This window comes from Streptomyces sp. NPDC020597 (genome assembly GCF_044335095.1).
In the GTDB taxonomy this organism is placed as follows: Bacteria; Actinomycetota; Actinomycetes; order Streptomycetales; family Streptomycetaceae; genus Streptomyces.
The window spans coordinates 419,779-437,935 of sequence record NZ_JBIRUL010000001.1 but is presented as its reverse complement, the minus strand read 5'-3'; the positions used below and the strand labels follow the sequence as shown (position 1 = coordinate 437,935).

Below are 18,157 nucleotides of genomic sequence, written 5' to 3'. Positions count from 1 at the left end.
GGTGTTCACGATCACAGCACGGTCCAGGCTTTTTCCGGCCCGTCCTGCGACGACACTTCCCGTCTTCTAACCAGCGGACACGTCGTCGAACCACACGTTCCGGCCCCGGTCGGCGACCGGATCCCGACGGCGACAGCGTCGCCCCCGCTGTACACCGGCTCATCCCCGCACCGGGGCGGGTCAATCCGGCACGACGAGTTCGAACCACACCGTCTTGCCGGTGTCCCCCGGACGGGTACCCCAGCGGCGCGAGGAGGAGGCCACCAGTTGCAGTCCGCGTCCGCTCTCGTCGTCGGGCCGGGCGATCCGCTCGCGGGGCGGATCCGGCAGCGGGTCGGAGACCTCGACCAGGAGCACGCCCTTCAGCCCGGCGGGGCGGACCAGGCGGACGCCGATGGGACCGGTGGCGTGCCGCAGGGCGTTGGTGACGAGTTCGCTGACCAACAGGGCGGCGAGGTCGCCCACACTGTCGACGCCCCAGTCGCGCAGCTGCTCGCGCACGGCGCGGCGGGCGGTGCGCACCGCGCCGGGGTCCGCGGGGAACGTCCACTCGGCGCGGTCGCCTTCGGTGTCGATCACGCCGATCACTTCCCGGGCCAGCGAGTACACCCCTGTCCGATTTCATGGGGTTAATGGGCACATACCCGATATCGGGGAGGCAGTACCGCCGCACGGGGCGTGCTGTGGCGCGAACGGCGTACGACGGCGGCCCCGCCGCCGGTCAGCCGGTCCCCGGAACCCCCGGAGCCCTCAAAGTCCCCGGCACCCTCGAGAGGGTCTCGCGGACCGCGGGCACGTCCTGGTCGAGCCAGTCGACCTGCCAGACCTCGTCCGGGGCGAGCCAGCGCAGCGCGTCGTGGTCCTGGAGGGGCCGGGGGGCGGCGGAGCCGGGGTGCAGCCGGGCGCTCCACACCTGCAGCACATAGGGCGGTCTCAGTGGCCACTCGCCGGGGACGCGCTCGACGACGTCCGCGGCGACGCCGAGTTCCTCGCGCAGTTCACGCGTGAGGGCCGCCTCCGGCGTCTCGCCCCGCTCGACCTTGCCGCCGGGCAGCTCCCAGCGTCCGGCGAGCTCCGGCGGCGCGCTGCGGCGGGCGGCGAGCAGACGACCGCCGTCGAACAGGGCGGCTCCCACCACCACGATCCGTTCCGTCATGCGGCGGAGCCTACGGGAGCCGGGCAACTCGGCCGGAGGGCGGTTCGTTTCCGCGGGGCGGTCCGGGCGCCGGAGGCGGTTCAGTTCCGGGTGCCCTCGCCGTTGTGCGCCTGAACCTGCGGCTGCGCGTGGCCCGACGCCGGGGACTGCGCCGGGACCTGGCCCTGGCTGTGCCCGTGGCCCTGCCCCTGACCGACGCGCTCGACCCAGTACAGCTGCTTGTGGCCGCGACCGTCGAGGCTGTCCGCGATCTTCTGGGCCTCGGCCCTGGTCGCGTACCGGCCCACGCGATAGCGGTTGCCGTTGTCGTCCTGCCGTATCACGTGCCAAGGCAGAGAGATGGTGCTGTCGTTCATCGCGCCGCACGCCCCCTTCCCGCCCCCGACCGCCGCCCGGATCCCGTCCGCGGCACGCCGTGCGCCCCGCCTTCCAAGGAATCCGCAATCCGCATATGCCCGAGCGTACGCCTTACCTTTACTCAGCGAACACGGATTTACACAAAGAGGTACGCAACCAGCCAGGACGCAGGGGGCGCACGAGGCCGGACGCGCCGTGCGCGCACCACGATGTGTCCGGTCGGCGGGGGTCTGGGCACCTAGGGGGCGACCTGCGGGAACGCCCGGAAACGACCGGATTCCGACGGCGCGCGGGCAGGCCCGGGCCGTGGGGTTCCCGGAGGCAACTGCCGGAAGGGTGTGCGCCGTCGATGCGCATGCGCTACCGCCCCGAAGTCGACGCGCATGCGCCACCGCCCCGTCGGCCCGGCGACTACTTCACCGGCAGGTGGTACGCGACCCGGTACCGGTCGGCCGGGATCACCACGTCGGCCGTCTCGACGGGGCGGCCCGAGGCGTAGTACGTGCGCTGCACGACCAGGACGACATGCCCGGGGACGCCGCCGAGGGCGAGCAGCTCCTCCGCGAGACCGGGGCGCGCGCCGACCTCCTCCGTGACGTTGTCGACGATGACGTCGATCGCGCGCATCCGCTCCACGACGCCCATGCCGCCGAGCGGCCCCTCCTCGGGCAGCATGACGGGCGTGCGCCCGGTGAGCGCGAGGGGCTCCCACGAGGTGGAGAGCATCATCGCCTCGCCCGCCTCGCGGAAGACGTAGCGGGTGCGCATCACGCGGTCGCCGGCCTGGATGCCGAGCCGCTCCGCGACGGCGGCCCCCGCCTCGGTCTGCTCGCTGCTGGACTCCCACGTGCCGCGCGTGTGCGCCTCGGCCTGCTCCTGCCGGAAGGGCGTCGCACCGCTGACCGGGCGGTAGCCGGAGCGGGCGATCCGCCGGGGCACGGGCCGCTCGCGCACATACGTGCCCGAGCCGGAACGGCCCTCGACCAGCCCCTCGGCCATCAGCACCTTGCGCGCCTCGAGGGCGACGGTGTCGGAGACGCCGTACTCCTCGCGGATTCTCGCCTGGGAGGGGAGCCGGGTGTGCGGCGGCAGCGACCCGTCGGTGATCTTCTTCCGAAGATCACCCGCGACGCGCAGATACGCCGGCTGCTCACCGAATGTCACTGGCCACTCCCATCAGGTTGTACAGACAGCTACAGCCTGGCAACCGTGGGTTGAGCCGTGCAAGTAAAGGCCAGAGAATCACTCGATGTGATGACATCTGTCGGCGAAACGCTTCACCCAGGCACTTTCTCCCCGCTGACGACGCGATCACACATTGAGGCCGCTGTCGCCGTCGTCCCCGCCCGTGCCGTCGACCGAGCCGCCTGAGTCGTCTTCGTAGTCGGGCGGGGTGGTGGCCAGGCCCAGAGCCTCGCGGGCGGTGACGGTCGTGTCGCCGTCCACCACGCCGTAGGCGATCTCGTAGTGCCGGTAGTAGGCGTCCGCGTCGGAGGCCTTCTCCGCCGCCGCCCACTCCTTGCCGGACCGCCGCATGTCCCTCACCAGGGCGGCCATCGGCGCCCTCGCCGTCACGGACCAGGTGTGGCCGCCCAGCACGGCAGCCTGCGCGACGGTGACGTCGCCGGCGTCGCCGGCCCAGGCCCGGTTGCCCGCCAGATCCTCCTCGGGGAGGTCGTCCGGCTCCTCGAAGAGCGTCTCGTCGACGGCGGCCATGGCCTTGAGGAAGGTCAGTTGGTCGGCGTCGAGGGTGGTCTCGTCGGCGCGCAGCGAGCCGGTGAGGGTGCCCTTCTCGTCCACGTTGCCGAAGACGCACGTGATCTCATGGTCACCCCAGCTCCAGCTCTCGGAGGTGGGCGTGAGGTAGTAGACGTCGACCTCCTCGGTCAGCGCCCAGGGATCCATCGCGTAGGCGTGCTGGAGCGTGAAGCACTTGTCGTCGGCCACCTCCACGACCTCGTCCTCGCCCGGGTAGTCGCGGCCGGACAGCGGGATCGTGGCGAACACCTCGGCGTCGTGCTCGCCGGAGCAGGGCACTTCGTCGACGTCGTGGACGTCGCTGCCGAAGGAGTCGCCGGGCACGTCGAAGCAGTCGCCCTTGGCGAGCGAGAAACTGGAGCCCGGGCCCGCGCCCGCCCTGAACCCCTCCCAGAAGTCGGCGGCTCCGCCGGTGGCCAGCATCAGGACCCACAGCGCCAGCCCGACGGAGGACAGGACGGCGCCCGCGACCGCCATTCCCCTGCCGCGCTCCCCCCGCTTCCTGATCTGCGCCAGCGCGACGATCCCGAGCACCAGACCCACGCCCGGCAGGAAGCAGAGGATGCCGAGCACGAGGGCGGCGATGGCCACGCCGTTGATGACCGAGGGCCGCCCGTAGGGGCTGTACCCCTGCCCCCACGCCGGGTACGACGACGCCCCGTAGGGGGCCTGCGGGTACGGCCCCTGAGCGTACGGGTACGGCTGCCCGCCGTACGGGGAGGGCTGCTGGGGCGGGGCGAACGGGTCCTGGGGAGACGGGCCTTGGAGAGACGGGCCTTGGGGGTGGGGACCCTGCGGGTGGGAACCCTGGGCGTACGGGCCCGGCGGGGGCGGAGGCTGGTACGGGTCCTGGGGCTGGTGGGGCCCCGGGGGCGGAGGTATGGACACGAGTACCGTGCTCCTGCTTCAGACGGGTCGGGCTGTCGGGCTGTCGGGCTGGGTTGTCGGGCGGCGGGTCTGTCGGACGTCGGGGCGGTCGTGCGGTGCGGCGTGCACCCGGGGCGCCGTCGCGGTCGCCGGGGGACGGCCGCCGAGCACGGAACCGACGTGCGACCGGCGCGGTCGCCATACGGCTGGGCGCATCGTAAGCCCGGGACGAGTCCGCGCTACCGGGCGTCCCGCGGCTCACCGGCGAGCCTGCGCTGTTCGTCCTCCACGATCCGGCGGGCGAGGCCGTCGTCGGAGACGTCGACCGCGTCCGGCGTCGCCTCCGCCGTGTCGCTGCGGCGGGCGTAGGCGTCGAAGAGCCGGGTCTTGCTCTCGAGGATGCGCAGCAGCCGGTCGTCCACGCTGTCCGTGACGAGCAGGCGGTGCACCTGGACCGCCCGCACCTGGCCCATGCGGTGCGCCCGCGCCACGGCCTGGTGCTCCAGGGTCGGCTTGGTCTGCGGCTCGCACAGGACGACCACCGACGCGGCCTGGAGGTTGAGCCCGACGCCGCCCGACTCGATCTGGCAGAGCAGCACCGCGGGCCCCTCGGCGGCCGTGAAGTCGTCCACGAGCCGTTGCCGTCGGACGGCCGGGACGTCGCCGGCGATCGGCCCGAACACGGCGTCGCCCAGCGCGTCCCGGACCGTGGTGAGGACGTCGCGGAAGTACGAGAACACGACGGTCTTCAGGCCGTTCTCCGTGGCCTCCCCGACCAGTTCGCGCAGCCGCTGGAGCTTGGCGGACTTCGCCGGATCGGCATAGGCGGCACGGCGCATCGCCATGAAGTTCCCCGCCGCGACCGCCGTCCGGTACGCGTCCTCGTCGGCGGCGCTGAACTCCTCCCACTCGTCGACGTGGATCAGCGCGGGCAGTTCGGTGAGCACGTCCTTCTGGTTGCGGCGCAGATAGGCGGGGGCGACCGCCTTGCGGAAGACCTGCGGGCCGGCGACCGCATAGCTGTCGTAAACCCCTGGGACGAGTTCGGGCTGGAGGAAGCGCACCAGGGCGCGGAACTCCTCGACACGGTTCTCCATCGGCGTGCCGGTGAGGAACAGGACGCGATCGCACAGCCCGGTCCACACCGCGACCGAGCGGGCGCGCCGGGTCGCCGGGTTCTTGACGTAGTGCGCCTCGTCGACGACGAGCAGTCCGGGCGGCGGTCCGCCGTCCGGTTCGGGCAGGGTGTGCAGCACGTCGAAGGTGGTGACCGCGACCCCGCCGCGCTCGCGCCACTCGGCGTACGCGTCCCGCCGGTCCGGTCCGTGCACGGGCACCGCCCTGAGCGTGCTGCGCGCGCGGATCTCCCGGGTCCAGTTGATGAGCACGCCGGCCGGGCACACCACCAGGAAGTGGGCGTGGCCCTCGGCCGCCAGGTGGGCGAGCACGGCGATCGCCTGGACCGTCTTGCCGAGACCCATCTCGTCCCCGAGGACGACCCTCCGCCGGGCCAGCGCGAACCGTGCCCCGAAGGCCTGGTAGCCGCGCAGGGAGACCCGGCGGTGGGTGTCGTCGAGCCGCTGGGCGTGCACCTGCTCGGCCACCTCCGACGGCACGAAGCCCTCGGCGGCCGCGGTGTCCGACGGGTGGGCGCAGATCTCCGCCAGCAGGCTGTAGTACTCGGCCGAGCGCACCTCGAAGTCGACCCACGGCTCGATGTCGGAGGCCGGTTCGCGCAGCAGGTCGGCGGTGGCCTGCGCGAGGTGCAGCGCCACACCGGCCTCGGCGGCCTCCGCCGTCAGCGCGGTCAGTTCGGTGACGGCGGTGCGCGCGGCCTCCCGGCGGGGCCGTCCGGCGAGGGCCAGCCGCAGCCGGCCGGTGGCCGGGCGGACCGCGGGCAGCAGCTCGCCGAGCCGCTTCTCGTACCGCTCGGCGGCGGCCACCGCACGGGGCAGTTCGGGACCCGCCTCGACGAGCCGGTACAGCGCGCCGACCAGGGCCGCGGTACCGGGCTCGGGACGGTCGACGTCGATCCGCACGGAGACGGTCTCCCCGACCGCGCGGGCGATCTGCCGTGCGGCGGCGAGGACTTGGTCGGCGGTCTGCGCACCGACTCCGGGGATCAGCCGGAGCTGGTGGCGGCCGGCCTCGTACACCTCCCGGACGGAGCCGAAGCCGGCCCCTTCGACGGCCGCGAGCCGCAGCCGTCCCTCGGTGACGTCCTTCAGCCGGGTGAGCGCGATGGACCCGAGCTCCGCTGCGACGAGCGCGTCCCTGAGCGGCGCGTGAGCGGCTCGGACGGCGTCCACTGCACGGGCGTGGTCGGTGCGCAGCGCGACAGCGGCGTCGTACAGCCGCGTACCTTGCGCGTACAGCTCCCCCACCCGTGTCACGCCGCCCCCTCACCCACGCACTCGAACACCTCCCATGCTCGCACCGAACGGGAGGTCCCGGACGCGGCGAGGGTCCGGCAGCGGACGACACACGCCCGGCATATCCGCATGTTCGCGCCGACGGCCGCCGGAAGAGGCCGGTCCGCATCCGGTGACGATCTCGTGGCCCGCGCCGCACCGAGTCGCTACCGTTGAGCCATGACCGCACTGCCCGACTGGATGCGCCCACCGCGTGCGGAAGGCTGGTTCGCGGAGGACTTGGACCGCCTCCCCGAGGCGCCACGCCACACCGAGCTCATCGACGGAGCCCTCGTCTTCATGATGTCGCCGCAGCGAGCCTGGCACAGCCGCCTCGTCACCGCTCTCACCACCACGCTCATGGCGCAGGCGCCGGCCGGCATCGAGGTCGAGCGGGAGATGACGATCCGCCTCGATGACCGGAACCGCCCCGAGCCGGACCTCCTGCTGACGAACGTGCCCTACGACCCCGACCGCACCTGGTACGCCCCGGAGGACGTGAAACTCCTCATCGAGGTCGTCTCGCCCGAGTCCGCGCACCGGGATCGCACGGTCAAGCTCCGCAAGTACGCGGAGGCGGGCATCCCGCACTACTGGCGCATCGAGGACGAGGACGGGGATCCCGTCGTACACGTCTACGAACTCGACGAGCCGACCGGTGCCTACGCGCCCGCGGGCATCTTCCGAGGGGCACTCCGGCGGCCGGTGCCCTTCGAGATCAGCCTGGACCTGGACAAGCTCACCCCGCCCCGGCGCGCCTGACTAGAGCGTGTTTCGGGCCGCGGCGGCACGCAGGCGGAACAGGACGGTCCCGATGAGCTTGTCCTCGGGGCAGTAGCCCAGCTGCTTGGAGTCCCTCGAGCCCGGCTGCTCGCCCAGCAGGACGAGCATCCCCGGCGGCACGTGCGTGCCGGGGCACCGGCCTGCCCAGCGCGGCACGGGCTCACCGGCGACGGCGGCGACGCGTTTGACGTACCACCCGTCCCACGCGTCGCTCGACTCGGGCGCGGTGCCTGTCGGGGTGCGCCAACCGTGTTCGGGGTGGGGCGCGACGACGACGGCCACCCGGCCCGTCGCGACCCGGCGTCTGCCGCGGAGCAGGAGGATCCGGTCGCCGGGCATGAGGGTCGGCGACATGCTGTACCCGCGGACGGTCACGGCCACCAGCCGCCCGCGCGCCAGCGTCAGGGCCGCGGCGAGGAGCGCGGCGAGGGTGAGGAGCGCCGACGCCGCGACCGTCACCGGACGGTCTCCTCGTAGCCCTGCGCCTGCGTGGTGAAGAGCTCGGCGTAGGCGCCCTGGGCGGCCATGAGCTGACCGTGGGTGCCCGCCTCCCGCACGGTTCCGTCGGCGATGACGACGATGGCGTCCGCGGCGCGGACGGTGTTGAGACGGTGGGAGACGAGGATGCTCGTCGCGCCCTTCCGGAGCGAGGTGAGCCGGTCGTGGACATGTCGTTCGGCGACCGCGTCGAGGCCGGTGCCGGGTTCGTCCAGGATCATGAGATCGCGTTCGGAACGCATCAGGGCGCGGGCGAGCGCGAGGCGCTGCCACTGGCCGCCCGACAACTGGACGCCGGGGCTGGTGTCCTCCGTGTCGTCGGGGAAGAACATGCGGCTGAGCATGGTGTCGTACCCCTGGGGGAGGCGGGTGAGGGCCGTGTGGATGTCCGCGTCGTCGGCGGCAGCACGGATGCGCCCGTGGTCGTGGAGGGACGCGAGGTCGCCGAGGCCGATGTTCTCCCCGGCGGTGAGGTCGTACTCCATCGGGTCCTGGAAGACGACGCTGACCCGCTCGCGCAGCTGGTCCGCGGCGAACTCCCTGATGTCGACGCCGTCCCAGTGGATGCTGCCCCGCTGCGGGTCGTAGAGCCGGCACAGCAGTTTGACGAGGGTGCTCTTGCCGGCCCCGTTGAGTCCGACGACGGCCAGGCTGGTGCCGTGCGGGACGAACAGGCTGATGCCGCGGAGGATCCACGGTCCGTCGTCGCTGTAGCGGAACCAGACGTCCCGCAGTTCGAGGCCCCGGCTCAGGGGCGGTGGGGCGAGGGGGGCGGCCGGGGCGGGGAGGTCGTCGCGGACCTGGACGACATGCAGGTAGTGGCTGAACAGCAGCGCCGTCTGGTGGCTCTGCGCGATGCACCCCACCAGGCCGACGAGCGCCGTCTGCATGCCCGCGAGGGCCGCCACCAGGAGGGACACGTCACCGGCGGTGAGGACGTGGGCGGCTGCCCGGTGCACCCCCCAGACGAGCGCGGCGGTGGAGACGGCCGCTCCGAGGACCGCGAGGGCCGTCTCGTAGGCGACGAGGCGGCGGTCGAGGCGTTCCTCCTGCCGGTTGATGCTGTCGAGGTCGGTGCGCAGCCGCTGCGCGAAGTAGTCGCCGAGGCCGTAGAGACGGATCTCCTTCGCCGCCTGGGAGTCCGTGAGCAGCCCTCGGTAGAAGATCTGGCGGCGGGCGAGGCTGCTGGTGCGCCAGAACATGTCCGCGCGATGCCGGCTGTTGGCGAGATGGGCGAAGAGGGCCGGAACGGCCGCGACGACGAGCACGGCGGCCAGGGTGGGGCTGACGAGCAGCAGACTCGTCAGGAAACCCGCCAGGGTGAGGAGGCTCTGGGCGCCCTGAAGGGCGGCGCCGACCAGTCGCTCGGCCCCCTGCGCACTCTGGACGGCCAGTTGGACGCGGTCGTGGAAGGCGGGCTGTTCGAGCTTGGACAGACCACTGAGCCGGTTGACGGCCGTGAGCAGCTCGCTCTGCGCCCGGGTGGAGGTGGCGCGGCGGATACGGCCGTCGGCGTAGGAGGAGAGCGCCGACGAAGCGGCGAGGAGGACCGTGAACAGGCCGATGCCGGCCGCCGCCCAGTTGAGGTCCGAGGCGCGCAACCCCTGCGCGGTGAGGCTGTCGACCACGTACCTGAGCAGCCAGGACGCCGCCACGGGGGCCGTGCCCGCGATGACGACGGTGGCGACGCGGGCGGCGAGCGCCCCTGGGCAGGACCGCACCGTGAGGGCGAGGACGGCGCCGAGGCCCCGCAGGACGTCGGCGGGGCGGGAGGCGGACCGCCCGCTCATGCGGACAGAAGGTCGAGCGCGGGCAGGGAGCCTTGGCCGATGCCCGTCCCGGTGACGGTGCCGTCGGCGTCGAGGAGGACGAACGACGGGTGGTGGCGGACGCCGAAGGCTCCGGCGACGGGCCCGTCCAGGGGGTCGGTGGCGGTGAGTGCGGTGAGCGGGCCGACCGCTTCGAGCAAGGGGCCCGCATCGGCGGGCGAGCCGCTGACGACGGCGACCAGCCGCGCGCCTGACGGGGTGTTCGCCTCGGCCCAGCGCCGGATCCCGGGAAGGCTGTCCCGGGTGGGGCCGCAGTCGGGGCGGAGGAAGCAGATGAGGGCGGGCTGCCCGGCCAGGGCGGACGCGCCGACGTCGCCCGCCGGGGTGCGCAGAGTGAACGCGGGGGCGCGGTCGCCCTCCTGGACGGCGAGCGCCGGCGGCCCCGGGGCGGCGGCGGGCGGGGCCGGGGCCATCGTGGTCCGCCACCGTTTGCTGACCGCGACGGTGAGGAGGGCGTTGACGAGGGTGACCGCGGCGAGAAGGGCGAGGCCGGCGATGGCGTAGCTCACTGTGTGATCGTCCTTTCAGCGTTGGCCGGTGCGGGCGGAGAAGAAGAACGCGAGGTCGTCGGTGAAGACGGCGAGCGTGGTGAGGTAGCCGGCCACCGCGACGGCGAGCACGAGTGCCGGGGCGTCGTAGGAGGCGGTGGCGCCCTGGTCGAGGGCGATGACACCGCCGAGGAGCGCGAGCCCGGTGAGGACGGCGTTGCGTGCGACATGCCAGGGGCCCATGGGCACGGTGGTCCTGCTGCCGAAGCAGGGGCAGCCGGCCGAGCTGCGACGACGCATGGCGGTGACGGCGACGACGCTGAATCCCGCGCACAGCGCGGCGGCGACGGCCAGTCCCGCGGTGAGGGTCCGGGGCACGGCGAGGAGCACGGCGGCGAGGAGCTCGGCCGCGGGCACCAGGACGGCGAGCGCCGGCCGGGCGGCGGCGGGCAGCCGGGTGAGGTCGCCCAGCGCCGCGGCGAACCGGCGGCGGTCGCGCAGCTTGGCGACGCCGGCCACGGCCAGCACGCAGATCAGGGTCAGGCGGCAGACGAGCAGCAGGTCGGACAAGGGGGACTCCGGGTGAAGGGGTGCTGGGCCGGCGGGCACGGGGCGGGCCGCACGCGGCCCGCCCCGCGGTGGTTCAGCAGTAGTCCCAGCTTCCGCAGCTGACCTTGCACGCGCCGGTGTAGCAGCAGCGACGGCAGCGCTGGGCGCTGGTGCTCCACTCGGTCCAGCAGTCCGGCGGGCAGCCCGCGTCGGCGACGGCCTTGGGCAGGATCCGCTCGATCAGACGGCCCGCACCGGCCTTGAGTGTGCGCATGGTTCTCCTCTTCCTGTGGGGATGGGATGTGCGTACTCCGCGGTGCGACCGCGATCCGCGGTCGCACCGGGGCTCAGGAGGCCGCCGGTACCGGTTCGCGGTCGGCGGCGGAGGGGGCGACGACGCCGTCCCGGTATCCGAGAATCGTGGGGAAGGCGGGGACCCGCAGGGCGCGGAACAGCGGTGACGCCTCGGGCTCCGGCACCACCTCGTCCGCCGGCCCGACGAGTCGGGCGGTCAGACTGCTCTCGCCTGCTTCGGCGCCGATCACCAGGGCCAGCACCCGGCCGCCCGCTGCCCGGGTCCGGTCGGCCCGTTCGGCGAAGTCGGGGAGGGCGTCGGTGCAGGACGGGCAGTCGTGGGAGAAGACGCCCAGCAGCAGTTCCCCGGAGCGGAATTCGTCCTGGGTCAGCGTCCGCCCGCTGAGCGCGGTGGCGGTGAAGTCCGGGAGTCCGTCCCCGGGTTGGGGCCCCTGGGCCGCGAAGTCACCGCGTCGGCGGACGGCTTCGAGCTCCTGCCAGCGGCGCAGGATGACCAGGAGCAGGACGAGGTTGAGCAGGGCGACGGCTCCGACGAGCACCAGACCGGCTATGACGTATGGCACGTTTCGACCCCCTGGGCGCGGTTGCACTTGGGAGCAGTGTGAGAGGTGGGGCCTGCCAGGAGGATGCCAACACCTTGCCAGGACCATGACGGGCTGAGCACCATGACCGCATGCATGCCACGGGGTCATATTTTCGAGTGCTCGGCAGAGTTGAATGGACCGTCGACGGACACCCCAGAGCCATCGGGCGCCGCCGCGAGCGTCTGCTGCTGGGCTTACTTCTGCTGGAGATCGGCCGCCCGCTCCCGATGGACCGCCTGTCCGATCTGCTCTCCGACGAGGACGAACGACCGAGGTCCCGGGCCGACCTGTACGTGAACGTCTGCCGGCTGCGGGCGAGCCTGCGCCGGGGCGGGGCCGACGGGGCGGTACGGCTGGCGCGGAGCGGTTCGACGTACATGCTGACCGGTGATCCGCAGCTGGTGGACCTGCACCGCTTCACCCAGCTGGTCGACCGGGCCCAGCGGGGCACCGAGCCCCGGGAGGTGTCACGACTCGCCTCGGCCGCGCTGGCCGAGTGGCGGGGGGCGGTGCTGGAGGACGTCGCATCCGAGCGGACCCGGCGAGGCGTCGCCACCGCTTTCGACGAGCTGCTGATCTCGGCGCAACTGCTGCGCGTCGCGGCGGAGTTCAAGCTGGGCAACTACTCGTCGCTCGCCGCGGAGCTCGCGCGGCTCACCGTCGAGCACCCCGAGCACGAGATGCTCCTGGCCTTCCAGGCCGCCACGCTCTACGAATGCGGCCGCCGCGCGGACGCGCTGCGCGTGCTGTCGTCGGCACGAGCCCGTATGACCGCCCGGCTGGGGCTGGACCTGAGCCGGGAGCTGCAGGACCTGCGCGGGGCGATCCTGCGGGACGACCCCGTGGACCGCCACATCTTCCGCTGCGGCGCCCTGGGCGCCGCCTGACACCCGGCCGCACCTCCCGCCGCGGCGCCGTGTGCGCGGTGTGCGCGGTGTGCGCGGTGTGCGCCGTCGATCCGGACGGTCCTGTTGCCCCGCCCCGTCGATCTCGTGGTCGGCGGGGCGGGCGGGGCGCTGCTGGTGGCTCCCCACCTTCTGGCGCCGGGACCGCCCGTGACCGCCCGCGCCGAAGCCGAAGGCCTCCGCAAGGACCCGACCCCGAAGGGCCGGACCCTCTACGACCTGTACATCCGCTACTACACGTTGAAGCGGGAACGTTCATAGAACTCCCTCCTGCCCAGTGTTCCCAAGGGTTTCCGCCCCTCGAAGGGGCACAGGGTCAGCACCAAGTCAGCACCGTGTCGCCGAGTCAGCACGTCATACCGCCACGGCAACGGCGCGTACCGGCGGCGGTCGAAGCGCCTGCTGTATCACGTCCCGGCACCGGTCCCACGCCTCCGGCACCAGGTGCCCGTACGTGTCGACGGTGTTCTTGATGTTCCGGTGACCGAGCCAGCGGCTCACTTCGTGGATCGGAACGCCGTTCGCGAGGGCCGTCGAGGCGAAGAACGACGATTGGAAGCCGCGTACTCATCCGCAATGGTGAAGACGCCGGCACAGCGCGGGCATTCTGCATGGCCGAAGAGATGGGCGATACCGTCGGCGAGCACGGCTTCGCCATCGCGGACGGCAGTCTCGTGCATCCATCGACCGATGCCGGAGAGGCCCTCGGGGGACGCCGGCCGCAGTCCCCGTCGGTCCACGTCGCCCAGGTTTCAGTCCCGGATCGCTGAGTAGCGCCCGTAGCCGCCTATAGCAATCGTCACCTCGACAGCGCAGTGAGGGCAGGCGACCTCATAGAAGTCATCCGAGAAGTCCCCCAGGGCCGCACTCCAGTGGTACCGCTCTTCGGCCGCGAGCGAGTCGAGGAAGGTCGCGAAGTAGTCGTCCGGCCGCGACCGCAGGTGCCGATCCAGCAGCTCACGGAACGCCGCGATCGCATCGGCACAGCCCGCCAGCAGTTCGTCGCCCCCGTGGCCCCCTGCGGCGCACCGCACGCGCCTCTACGATCCGCGCATGATCAAGCTGACCTGGGGCCCTAGATTTGGGGAGCGGTCGCGGAGTGTCACCGGAGTAACAGCATGTGTTGGGGCGGACCACAGGACGGTTTGCCGAGGCAGTCCGAATCGCAAGGCTGTCTCGCGAGCCGCGCTGGCATCGTATGAACCATGGCAGCGATAGACGAGACATTCGAGCCTGACAGCCCTGTCCACGGCACTTGTCCGCCCCTGGTGGAGGCAGCGTGGCTGTATCAGGCGGATCAGTTGTGTCTGGAAGACCTACCGATGACCGCTGCCCAGTCACTCGCAGGGGGAATGGACACGCCGACCCTGTGCGAGCTCGCCGGCCTGCCGCGTCACGCGGACCCCCGGGACATCCGCGACACGTTCGAGCAGGCTCTTGAAGAATTGGGGATCAATCTGCCCGATCGCCACCTTGCCCGTCGGTACGCGCTGCGCAGGCTGGCCGCTCGATTCACTGCCGGGGAGGTGGATCTCGCCGAGTTGGCATCGGACGATTGGTCGGAGATGGAGGTCGAGACCACTGAGGAGCAAGCATTCCTGGCGCTACTCCCGCCATGCGCGTGCTGCATCGAGTACACATCGGGGCTCGACGAGGCGGCGTGGGAAGCGCAACTGCAGATCGCTGCCTGCGCGTTGGTCTCGCATCCCACTGTCGGGCCGCGCTTCTGACGGGTGAGGTCCGAAGATTGGACGGCAGATGTCGACCACTTCGGGAGGCACGAGCGTCTGGAGCTGTTCGATTGCCAGACGGCTAGAGGAGGTGGGCCGAGGTGCGCTGCGTGAGGTTCTCGACGATCGTGTGCAGCCACGGGCTGCGCACGGCTGGCAGCCGGACCAAGGTGTGCAGGAACGTTTCCCGGTCGGCCCGGAACAGATAGTTGGGGAGCAGCGGGAGAGGGTCGTCGCGGAGTACGTCTTGGGGTATGCGACCTGACGCAGGCACCGGCAAGTAGGGCTGGGGAGAGACCAGCCACAGCCACACCCCCAGCGGCAGGGGCACCAGGTATGCCGACGCAGTGGGGCCGGCGGGCGTCCAGGTCTGACCTGTCTGGGGATGGACCGGTACGAGAAGGATGTCGACGGCCGCGTCCGGGGAGGGCTGTCCCGGTCCAGCCAGGACGGCGCGCCGCTTCGGAGGGCCTGCGGGCAGCAGGGCGTCGAGCGCGCGTTGGAACACGTCCGCGGTCAGACCGCCCGGAACCTTCACCGGCTGCCCTTGGGAGGCAACCAGCAGGTGGGCGAGCGCCTGGCCCGCCGCCGCCTCCCACTGCGGGCTCCACGACCAGTAATGGTTCGACCCCATCCGTCCTCCCCACGTGGCAATCGGCTCGAACGGGGGCGTCTTGTCCCCCTTCTCTGCGAGCTCCGACCAAGAGCGGGGCGCAACGTGGATGCCGTCAACGGGGACGCGGTGCACGGCGTCCGGGCTGAGACGCACTGCCTGCCAGAGCGAGCAGTCGTCGACCCTGGTCGCCACGGGGAGGTCGCATGTCTCACAGGCCGTGTTGGGCCCGTCGGCTCCGTCGAGACCGCAGCAGGCACCGCCGCGTTTCTCGGGGATCAGCCGGGTTCCACGGATATCACCCGGCGCGATGACACTCGCCCCGGGCGGGCTGTCGGACAGGGCGTAGACCGGCGCGTAGACGCCTCGTGCCTCCGCCTCGCCCGGATCGATCTCGTCCCACATCCGCCACGGCCCTCCCCAGGGGTCCGGGTCCACGGCAAACGTCAAGGACTCCATGAGCACCGGAAGCTGGGCCCCGTTCCCGTACTTCTGACGTGCGTGGACTGGCAGTGAGACCTGGGACAGCAGGGTGGTCAACTCGGCGCCGCATCCCGCACACACGAAAAAGAACAATGTCCTCCGCCTGGGAAACAGACACATTGTCGCAACTCGCCGACAGCCCTCCAACATGCTTTCTCATCCGTTGCGGGAACGGCACCACAGGGTCAGCGATGCATGCCCGCGGCAGCATGTCGGCGACGCTCCTACTGAGGCTTGCGCTCCGCCCGCGGCCTACGGAACTCGCCAAGAGGCGGAAGAGCGGCAACATAGCGGCGGATCGCCGGTTACCGAAACCGGTGATCGGCCCGATACTTGCAGCTCCACCGCCACTCACTGACCAACCGCCGAAAAGCAGAAAGCGAACCAGGGGAAATCACACCGCCACAAGCCGGACCCGCTCGCCGCAGAGCTTGGCCATGTCGTCGATATCAGAAGTCAGCATGACCACGGGTCGGTGCTGTCGCAGCGCGGCCTCGGCGACCGCCGCATCGATCGCGTATTCATGCCCGTGCAACCCGGCATTCATCAGCAACTTCGAGGCCGCCCTCGCCTCCTCGTCGCCCACCGGGACGACCCGCAGCCCGGACAGCACCCAGTTCAGGCGGGACTTGTTCGTACGGGCATGGACGGCCTCGATAATGGTGAGCGCACTGATCGCGACCTCCATGCCGCGCGAGCGCGCCTCAGCGATCAGAGCCACCACCTGCTCGTCGTCGCCGAGCAGCTTCGAGAGTCCCTCGCTGTCGAGGACCAGCGTCCCCTCGTGACTCAGCCTGCGGCGGGCCACTCGGCCTCCTCGGCGAACACCTCGTCGAAGACCTGCCGCGCCCGCTGACGGGCCGGCTCGGAGACAGGCCCCCTGCGGCTCTCGTAGTCCGCAAGGTACTCGTCCAGAACCTGCCCCCGTAGCTCACGCTCGACCGCCTCGGCGATGAACGCGGAGAACTCCCGCTTGCCCACCCGCGCCCGGATTGCCTCTGCGGTCCCCTCCGGCAGCGACAGGCTCACCCGCGTCGCCGGGCCTTCCCCGATGCTGTACGTCGTCTCACCCATACCCCGAGTGTGTCAAACGAGTAGGAAAAGTGCCACGCCCGAATCCTCGTGGCATCCCAGGCTCGCGAAGAAGGCGTGTGGATGAAACCTCTCCCGCCCACCCTGCGCACCCAGCTCACCGAGCAGATCTGCCCAAGACTCAGCACGGGCTTTTCATCCCATCCCAGCACGATCCCAGCACGGTACGGATGACCAGGGATGACGACAGGTGACGAGGGGTCAGCTATCCCAGCACCATCCCAGCACGGGAAAAAACCAAGGGCCCGACCCCGAAGAGTCGGACCCTCCCTGACCTGCATGTTTGCCAGATCAGCGACGTGGTGATGGATCAGCCGCTACACGTTGAAGCGGAACTCCACCACGTCGCCGTCCTGCATCACGTACTCCTTGCCCTCCATGCGGGCCTTGCCCTTCGCGCGGGCCTCGGCGACCGAGCCGGTCTCCACCAGGTCGGCGAAGGAGATGACCTCCGCCTTGATGAAGCCCTTCTGGAAGTCGGTGTGGATCACGCCGGCCGCCTCGGGGGCGGTGGCGCCCTTCTTGATGGTCCAGGCGCGGGATTCCTTCGGGCCGGCCGTGAGGTACGTCTGCAGGCCGAGGGTGTCGAATCCGACGCGGGCGAGGGTGGCGAGGCCGGGCTCCTCGGCGCCGACGGACTCCAGGAGCTCCATCGCGTCGTCCTCGTCGAGCTCGGCGAGGTCCTGCTCCAGCTTGGCGTTGAGGAAGATCGCCTCGGCGGGGGCGACGAGGGCGCGCTGCTCGTCCTTGAAGGCGTCGTCGGTCAGCTCGTCCTCGTCCACGTTGAAGACGTAGAGGAAGGGCTTGGTGGTGAGCAGGTGCAGGTCGTGCAGGAGCTCGGCCCGCTCGCTGCCCTGGAGGACGCCCTGCGAGAAGAGCGTGTCGCCCTTCTCCAGGATCTCCTTCGCCTCCTCGACGGCCTTCACCTTCGGGGCGACGTCCTTCTTGATCCGCGACTCCTTCTGCAGCCGCGGCAGGACCTTCTCGATGGTCTGCAGGTCCGCGAGGATCAGCTCGGTGTTGATGGTCTCGATGTCGTCCTTCGGCGAGACCTTGCCGTCGACGTGGACCACGTTCTCGTCCTTGAAGGCACGGATGACCTGGCAGATCGCGTCGGACTCGCGGATGTTCGCGAGGAACTTGTTGCCCAGGCCCTCGCCTTCGCTCGCGCCGCGGACGATGCCCGCGATGTCGACGAAGTCGACCGTCGCCGGGAGGACGCGCTGGGAGGAGAAGATCTCCGCCAGCTTCGTGAGCCGGGCGTCGGGGACGCCGACCACGCCGACGTTGGGCTCGATCGTGGCGAACGGGTAGTTGGCCGCCAGCACGTCGTTCTTGGTCAGGGCGTTGAACAGGGTCGACTTGCCGACATTCGGCAGACCGACGATTCCGATCGTGAGCGACACGTTGCGACTTCCCGTGGTGAGAGGGCCGAGGGGCCAGCCCCGGAGTGAGAGGGCCAGGGGCCAGAGAGCTGACCGGTCCACCAGTTTACGGCGTGTCCCGGTGCGGCCCCGCTGGCCGGTCGAACGCTTGGCCAGGCCGCGCCGCACGGCGTGTCCGACACCTGATTCGGCACATAAACAGACCAAAGTTGGTCCGGTGGAGCAACACAGGACACGGGCACCGGACCGGGACGCCCGTCGGGACGCACGGAACGCCCGACGGGACACGGCTCCCCTGCCGCCCCAGCCGGGCCCGGAGCGCAGCCGCCGCGAACCCCGCCCGGCCCCGGCCGG

20 protein-coding genes and 1 pseudogene are annotated in these 18,157 nt (G+C 71.4%); 4 read left to right on the top strand and 17 right to left on the bottom strand.

The features are described 5' to 3' along the window. Positions 1-180 precede the first annotated feature (180 nt). From ACH4ZA_RS02090 to ACH4ZA_RS02065, 6 genes and pseudogenes are all read right to left on the bottom strand, one after another. Positions 181-609 (bottom strand): ATP-binding protein, encoded by a 429-nt coding sequence (locus tag ACH4ZA_RS02090; protein WP_319280528.1) that lies wholly within the window; start codon positions 607-609, stop codon positions 181-183. Positions 610-721: 112 nt separating this feature from the next. Beyond that, positions 722-1,156 carry a (deoxy)nucleoside triphosphate pyrophosphohydrolase gene (locus ACH4ZA_RS02085; protein ID WP_319280530.1) on the bottom strand — a complete coding sequence of 145 codons (435 nt, stop codon included), beginning with the start codon at positions 1,154-1,156 and terminating at the stop codon, positions 722-724. A gap of 185 nt (positions 1,157-1,341) precedes the next feature. Then, a pseudogene (locus ACH4ZA_RS02080) lies at positions 1,342-1,512 on the bottom strand (SPOR domain-containing protein); the annotation flags it as partial. A 412-nt stretch (positions 1,513-1,924) separates the two neighbouring features. Continuing rightward, positions 1,925-2,677 (bottom strand): GntR family transcriptional regulator, encoded by a 753-nt coding sequence (locus ACH4ZA_RS02075; RefSeq protein ID WP_319280533.1) that lies wholly within the window; start codon positions 2,675-2,677, stop codon positions 1,925-1,927. A 147-nt stretch (positions 2,678-2,824) separates the two neighbouring features. Next, positions 2,825-4,159 carry a DUF4190 domain-containing protein gene (locus ACH4ZA_RS02070; RefSeq protein ID WP_398427614.1) on the bottom strand — a complete coding sequence of 445 codons (1,335 nt, stop codon included), beginning with the start codon at positions 4,157-4,159 and terminating at the stop codon, positions 2,825-2,827. Positions 4,160-4,377: 218 nt separating this feature from the next. Further along, the gene (locus tag ACH4ZA_RS02065; protein ID WP_398427613.1) at positions 4,378-6,531 is read right to left on the bottom strand and encodes a DEAD/DEAH box helicase; all 2,154 of its coding nucleotides are present in this window, start codon (positions 6,529-6,531) and stop codon (positions 4,378-4,380) included. Positions 6,532-6,729: 198 nt separating this feature from the next. Here ACH4ZA_RS02065 and ACH4ZA_RS02060 point away from each other — a divergent pair, with 198 nt between their 5' ends. Further along, complete coding sequence (locus ACH4ZA_RS02060; RefSeq protein WP_398427612.1) at positions 6,730-7,311, top strand: Uma2 family endonuclease; 582 nt, start codon at positions 6,730-6,732, stop codon at positions 7,309-7,311. Here ACH4ZA_RS02060 and ACH4ZA_RS02055 read toward each other — a convergent pair whose 3' ends face one another. The 6 genes from ACH4ZA_RS02055 to ACH4ZA_RS02030 form a co-directional block, all read right to left on the bottom strand. After that, complete coding sequence (locus ACH4ZA_RS02055) at positions 7,312-7,791, bottom strand: S26 family signal peptidase (protein WP_398427611.1); 480 nt, start codon at positions 7,789-7,791, stop codon at positions 7,312-7,314. It lies immediately after the preceding gene. Next, complete coding sequence (locus ACH4ZA_RS02050) at positions 7,788-9,620, bottom strand: ABC transporter ATP-binding protein (protein WP_398427610.1); 1,833 nt, start codon at positions 9,618-9,620, stop codon at positions 7,788-7,790. The genes ACH4ZA_RS02055 and ACH4ZA_RS02050 overlap by 4 nt, the downstream gene beginning before the upstream one ends. Then, on the bottom strand, positions 9,617-10,168 hold the full coding sequence (locus tag ACH4ZA_RS02045) for a TlpA family protein disulfide reductase (protein WP_398427609.1): 552 nt from the start codon (positions 10,166-10,168) through the stop codon (positions 9,617-9,619). Before ACH4ZA_RS02045 ends, ACH4ZA_RS02050 begins: the two co-directional genes overlap by 4 nt. A gap of 15 nt (positions 10,169-10,183) precedes the next feature. Beyond that, positions 10,184-10,717, bottom strand: a complete 534-nt coding sequence (locus ACH4ZA_RS02040; protein ID WP_319280544.1) for a MauE/DoxX family redox-associated membrane protein — start codon at positions 10,715-10,717, stop codon at positions 10,184-10,186. 73 nt (positions 10,718-10,790) lie between these two features. Further along, a complete protein-coding gene (locus ACH4ZA_RS02035; RefSeq protein WP_107442103.1) occupies positions 10,791-10,970 on the bottom strand; it encodes a hypothetical protein in 180 nt (59 codons plus the stop codon). A 73-nt stretch (positions 10,971-11,043) separates the two neighbouring features. After that, positions 11,044-11,574 carry a redoxin domain-containing protein gene (locus ACH4ZA_RS02030; RefSeq protein ID WP_319280547.1) on the bottom strand — a complete coding sequence of 177 codons (531 nt, stop codon included), beginning with the start codon at positions 11,572-11,574 and terminating at the stop codon, positions 11,044-11,046. Between the two features lie 137 nt (positions 11,575-11,711). Between ACH4ZA_RS02030 and ACH4ZA_RS02025 the strand changes: the two genes are divergently transcribed. Together ACH4ZA_RS02025 and ACH4ZA_RS02020 are read left to right on the top strand one after the other, a co-directional pair. After that, a complete protein-coding gene (locus ACH4ZA_RS02025) occupies positions 11,712-12,482 on the top strand; it encodes a BTAD domain-containing putative transcriptional regulator (protein ID WP_398427608.1) in 771 nt (256 codons plus the stop codon). An 84-nt stretch (positions 12,483-12,566) separates the two neighbouring features. Then, positions 12,567-12,761 (top strand): hypothetical protein, encoded by a 195-nt coding sequence (locus ACH4ZA_RS02020; protein WP_319280551.1) that lies wholly within the window; start codon positions 12,567-12,569, stop codon positions 12,759-12,761. 491 nt (positions 12,762-13,252) lie between these two features. Here ACH4ZA_RS02020 and ACH4ZA_RS02015 read toward each other — a convergent pair whose 3' ends face one another. Beyond that, positions 13,253-13,534, bottom strand: a complete 282-nt coding sequence (locus tag ACH4ZA_RS02015) for a hypothetical protein (RefSeq protein ID WP_398427607.1) — start codon at positions 13,532-13,534, stop codon at positions 13,253-13,255. Positions 13,535-13,705: 171 nt separating this feature from the next. Between ACH4ZA_RS02015 and ACH4ZA_RS02010 the strand changes: the two genes are divergently transcribed. After that, the gene (locus tag ACH4ZA_RS02010) at positions 13,706-14,230 is read left to right on the top strand and encodes a hypothetical protein (RefSeq protein WP_319280555.1); all 525 of its coding nucleotides are present in this window, start codon (positions 13,706-13,708) and stop codon (positions 14,228-14,230) included. A gap of 82 nt (positions 14,231-14,312) precedes the next feature. On the opposite strand, the gene ACH4ZA_RS02005 is transcribed toward ACH4ZA_RS02010, so the two are convergent. The 4 genes from ACH4ZA_RS02005 to ychF all read right to left on the bottom strand — a co-directional run bounded on the left by ACH4ZA_RS02005 (position 14,313) and on the right by ychF (position 17,824). Then, on the bottom strand, positions 14,313-15,419 hold the full coding sequence (locus ACH4ZA_RS02005; RefSeq protein WP_398427606.1) for a hypothetical protein: 1,107 nt from the start codon (positions 15,417-15,419) through the stop codon (positions 14,313-14,315). 301 nt (positions 15,420-15,720) lie between these two features. After that, a complete protein-coding gene (locus ACH4ZA_RS02000; protein WP_319280557.1) occupies positions 15,721-16,134 on the bottom strand; it encodes a DNA-binding protein in 414 nt (137 codons plus the stop codon). Further along, positions 16,116-16,400 (bottom strand): hypothetical protein, encoded by a 285-nt coding sequence (locus ACH4ZA_RS01995; RefSeq protein WP_398427605.1) that lies wholly within the window; start codon positions 16,398-16,400, stop codon positions 16,116-16,118. The genes ACH4ZA_RS02000 and ACH4ZA_RS01995 overlap by 19 nt, the downstream gene beginning before the upstream one ends. Positions 16,401-16,735: 335 nt before the next feature. Next, positions 16,736-17,824 (bottom strand): redox-regulated ATPase YchF, encoded by a 1,089-nt coding sequence (gene ychF, locus ACH4ZA_RS01990; RefSeq protein WP_398427604.1) that lies wholly within the window; start codon positions 17,822-17,824, stop codon positions 16,736-16,738. Between the last annotated feature and the right edge of the window lie 333 nt (positions 17,825-18,157).

Excerpts from the sequence above, each read along its gene's own strand:
- ACH4ZA_RS02085 (WP_319280530.1), bottom strand. The coding sequence starts at position 1,156 with ATGACGGAACGGATCGTGGTGGTGGGAGCCGCCCTGTTCGACGGCGGT.
- ACH4ZA_RS02060 (WP_398427612.1), top strand. The coding sequence starts at position 6,730 with ATGACCGCACTGCCCGACTGGATGCGCCCACCGCGTGCGGAAGGCTGG.
- ACH4ZA_RS02050 (WP_398427610.1), bottom strand. The coding sequence starts at position 9,620 with ATGAGCGGGCGGTCCGCCTCCCGCCCCGCCGACGTCCTGCGGGGCCTC.
- ACH4ZA_RS02035 (WP_107442103.1), bottom strand. The coding sequence starts at position 10,970 with ATGCGCACACTCAAGGCCGGTGCGGGCCGTCTGATCGAGCGGATCCTG.
- ACH4ZA_RS02010 (WP_319280555.1), top strand. The coding sequence starts at position 13,706 with ATGGCAGCGATAGACGAGACATTCGAGCCTGACAGCCCTGTCCACGGC.
- ACH4ZA_RS01995 (WP_398427605.1), bottom strand. The coding sequence starts at position 16,400 with ATGGGTGAGACGACGTACAGCATCGGGGAAGGCCCGGCGACGCGGGTG.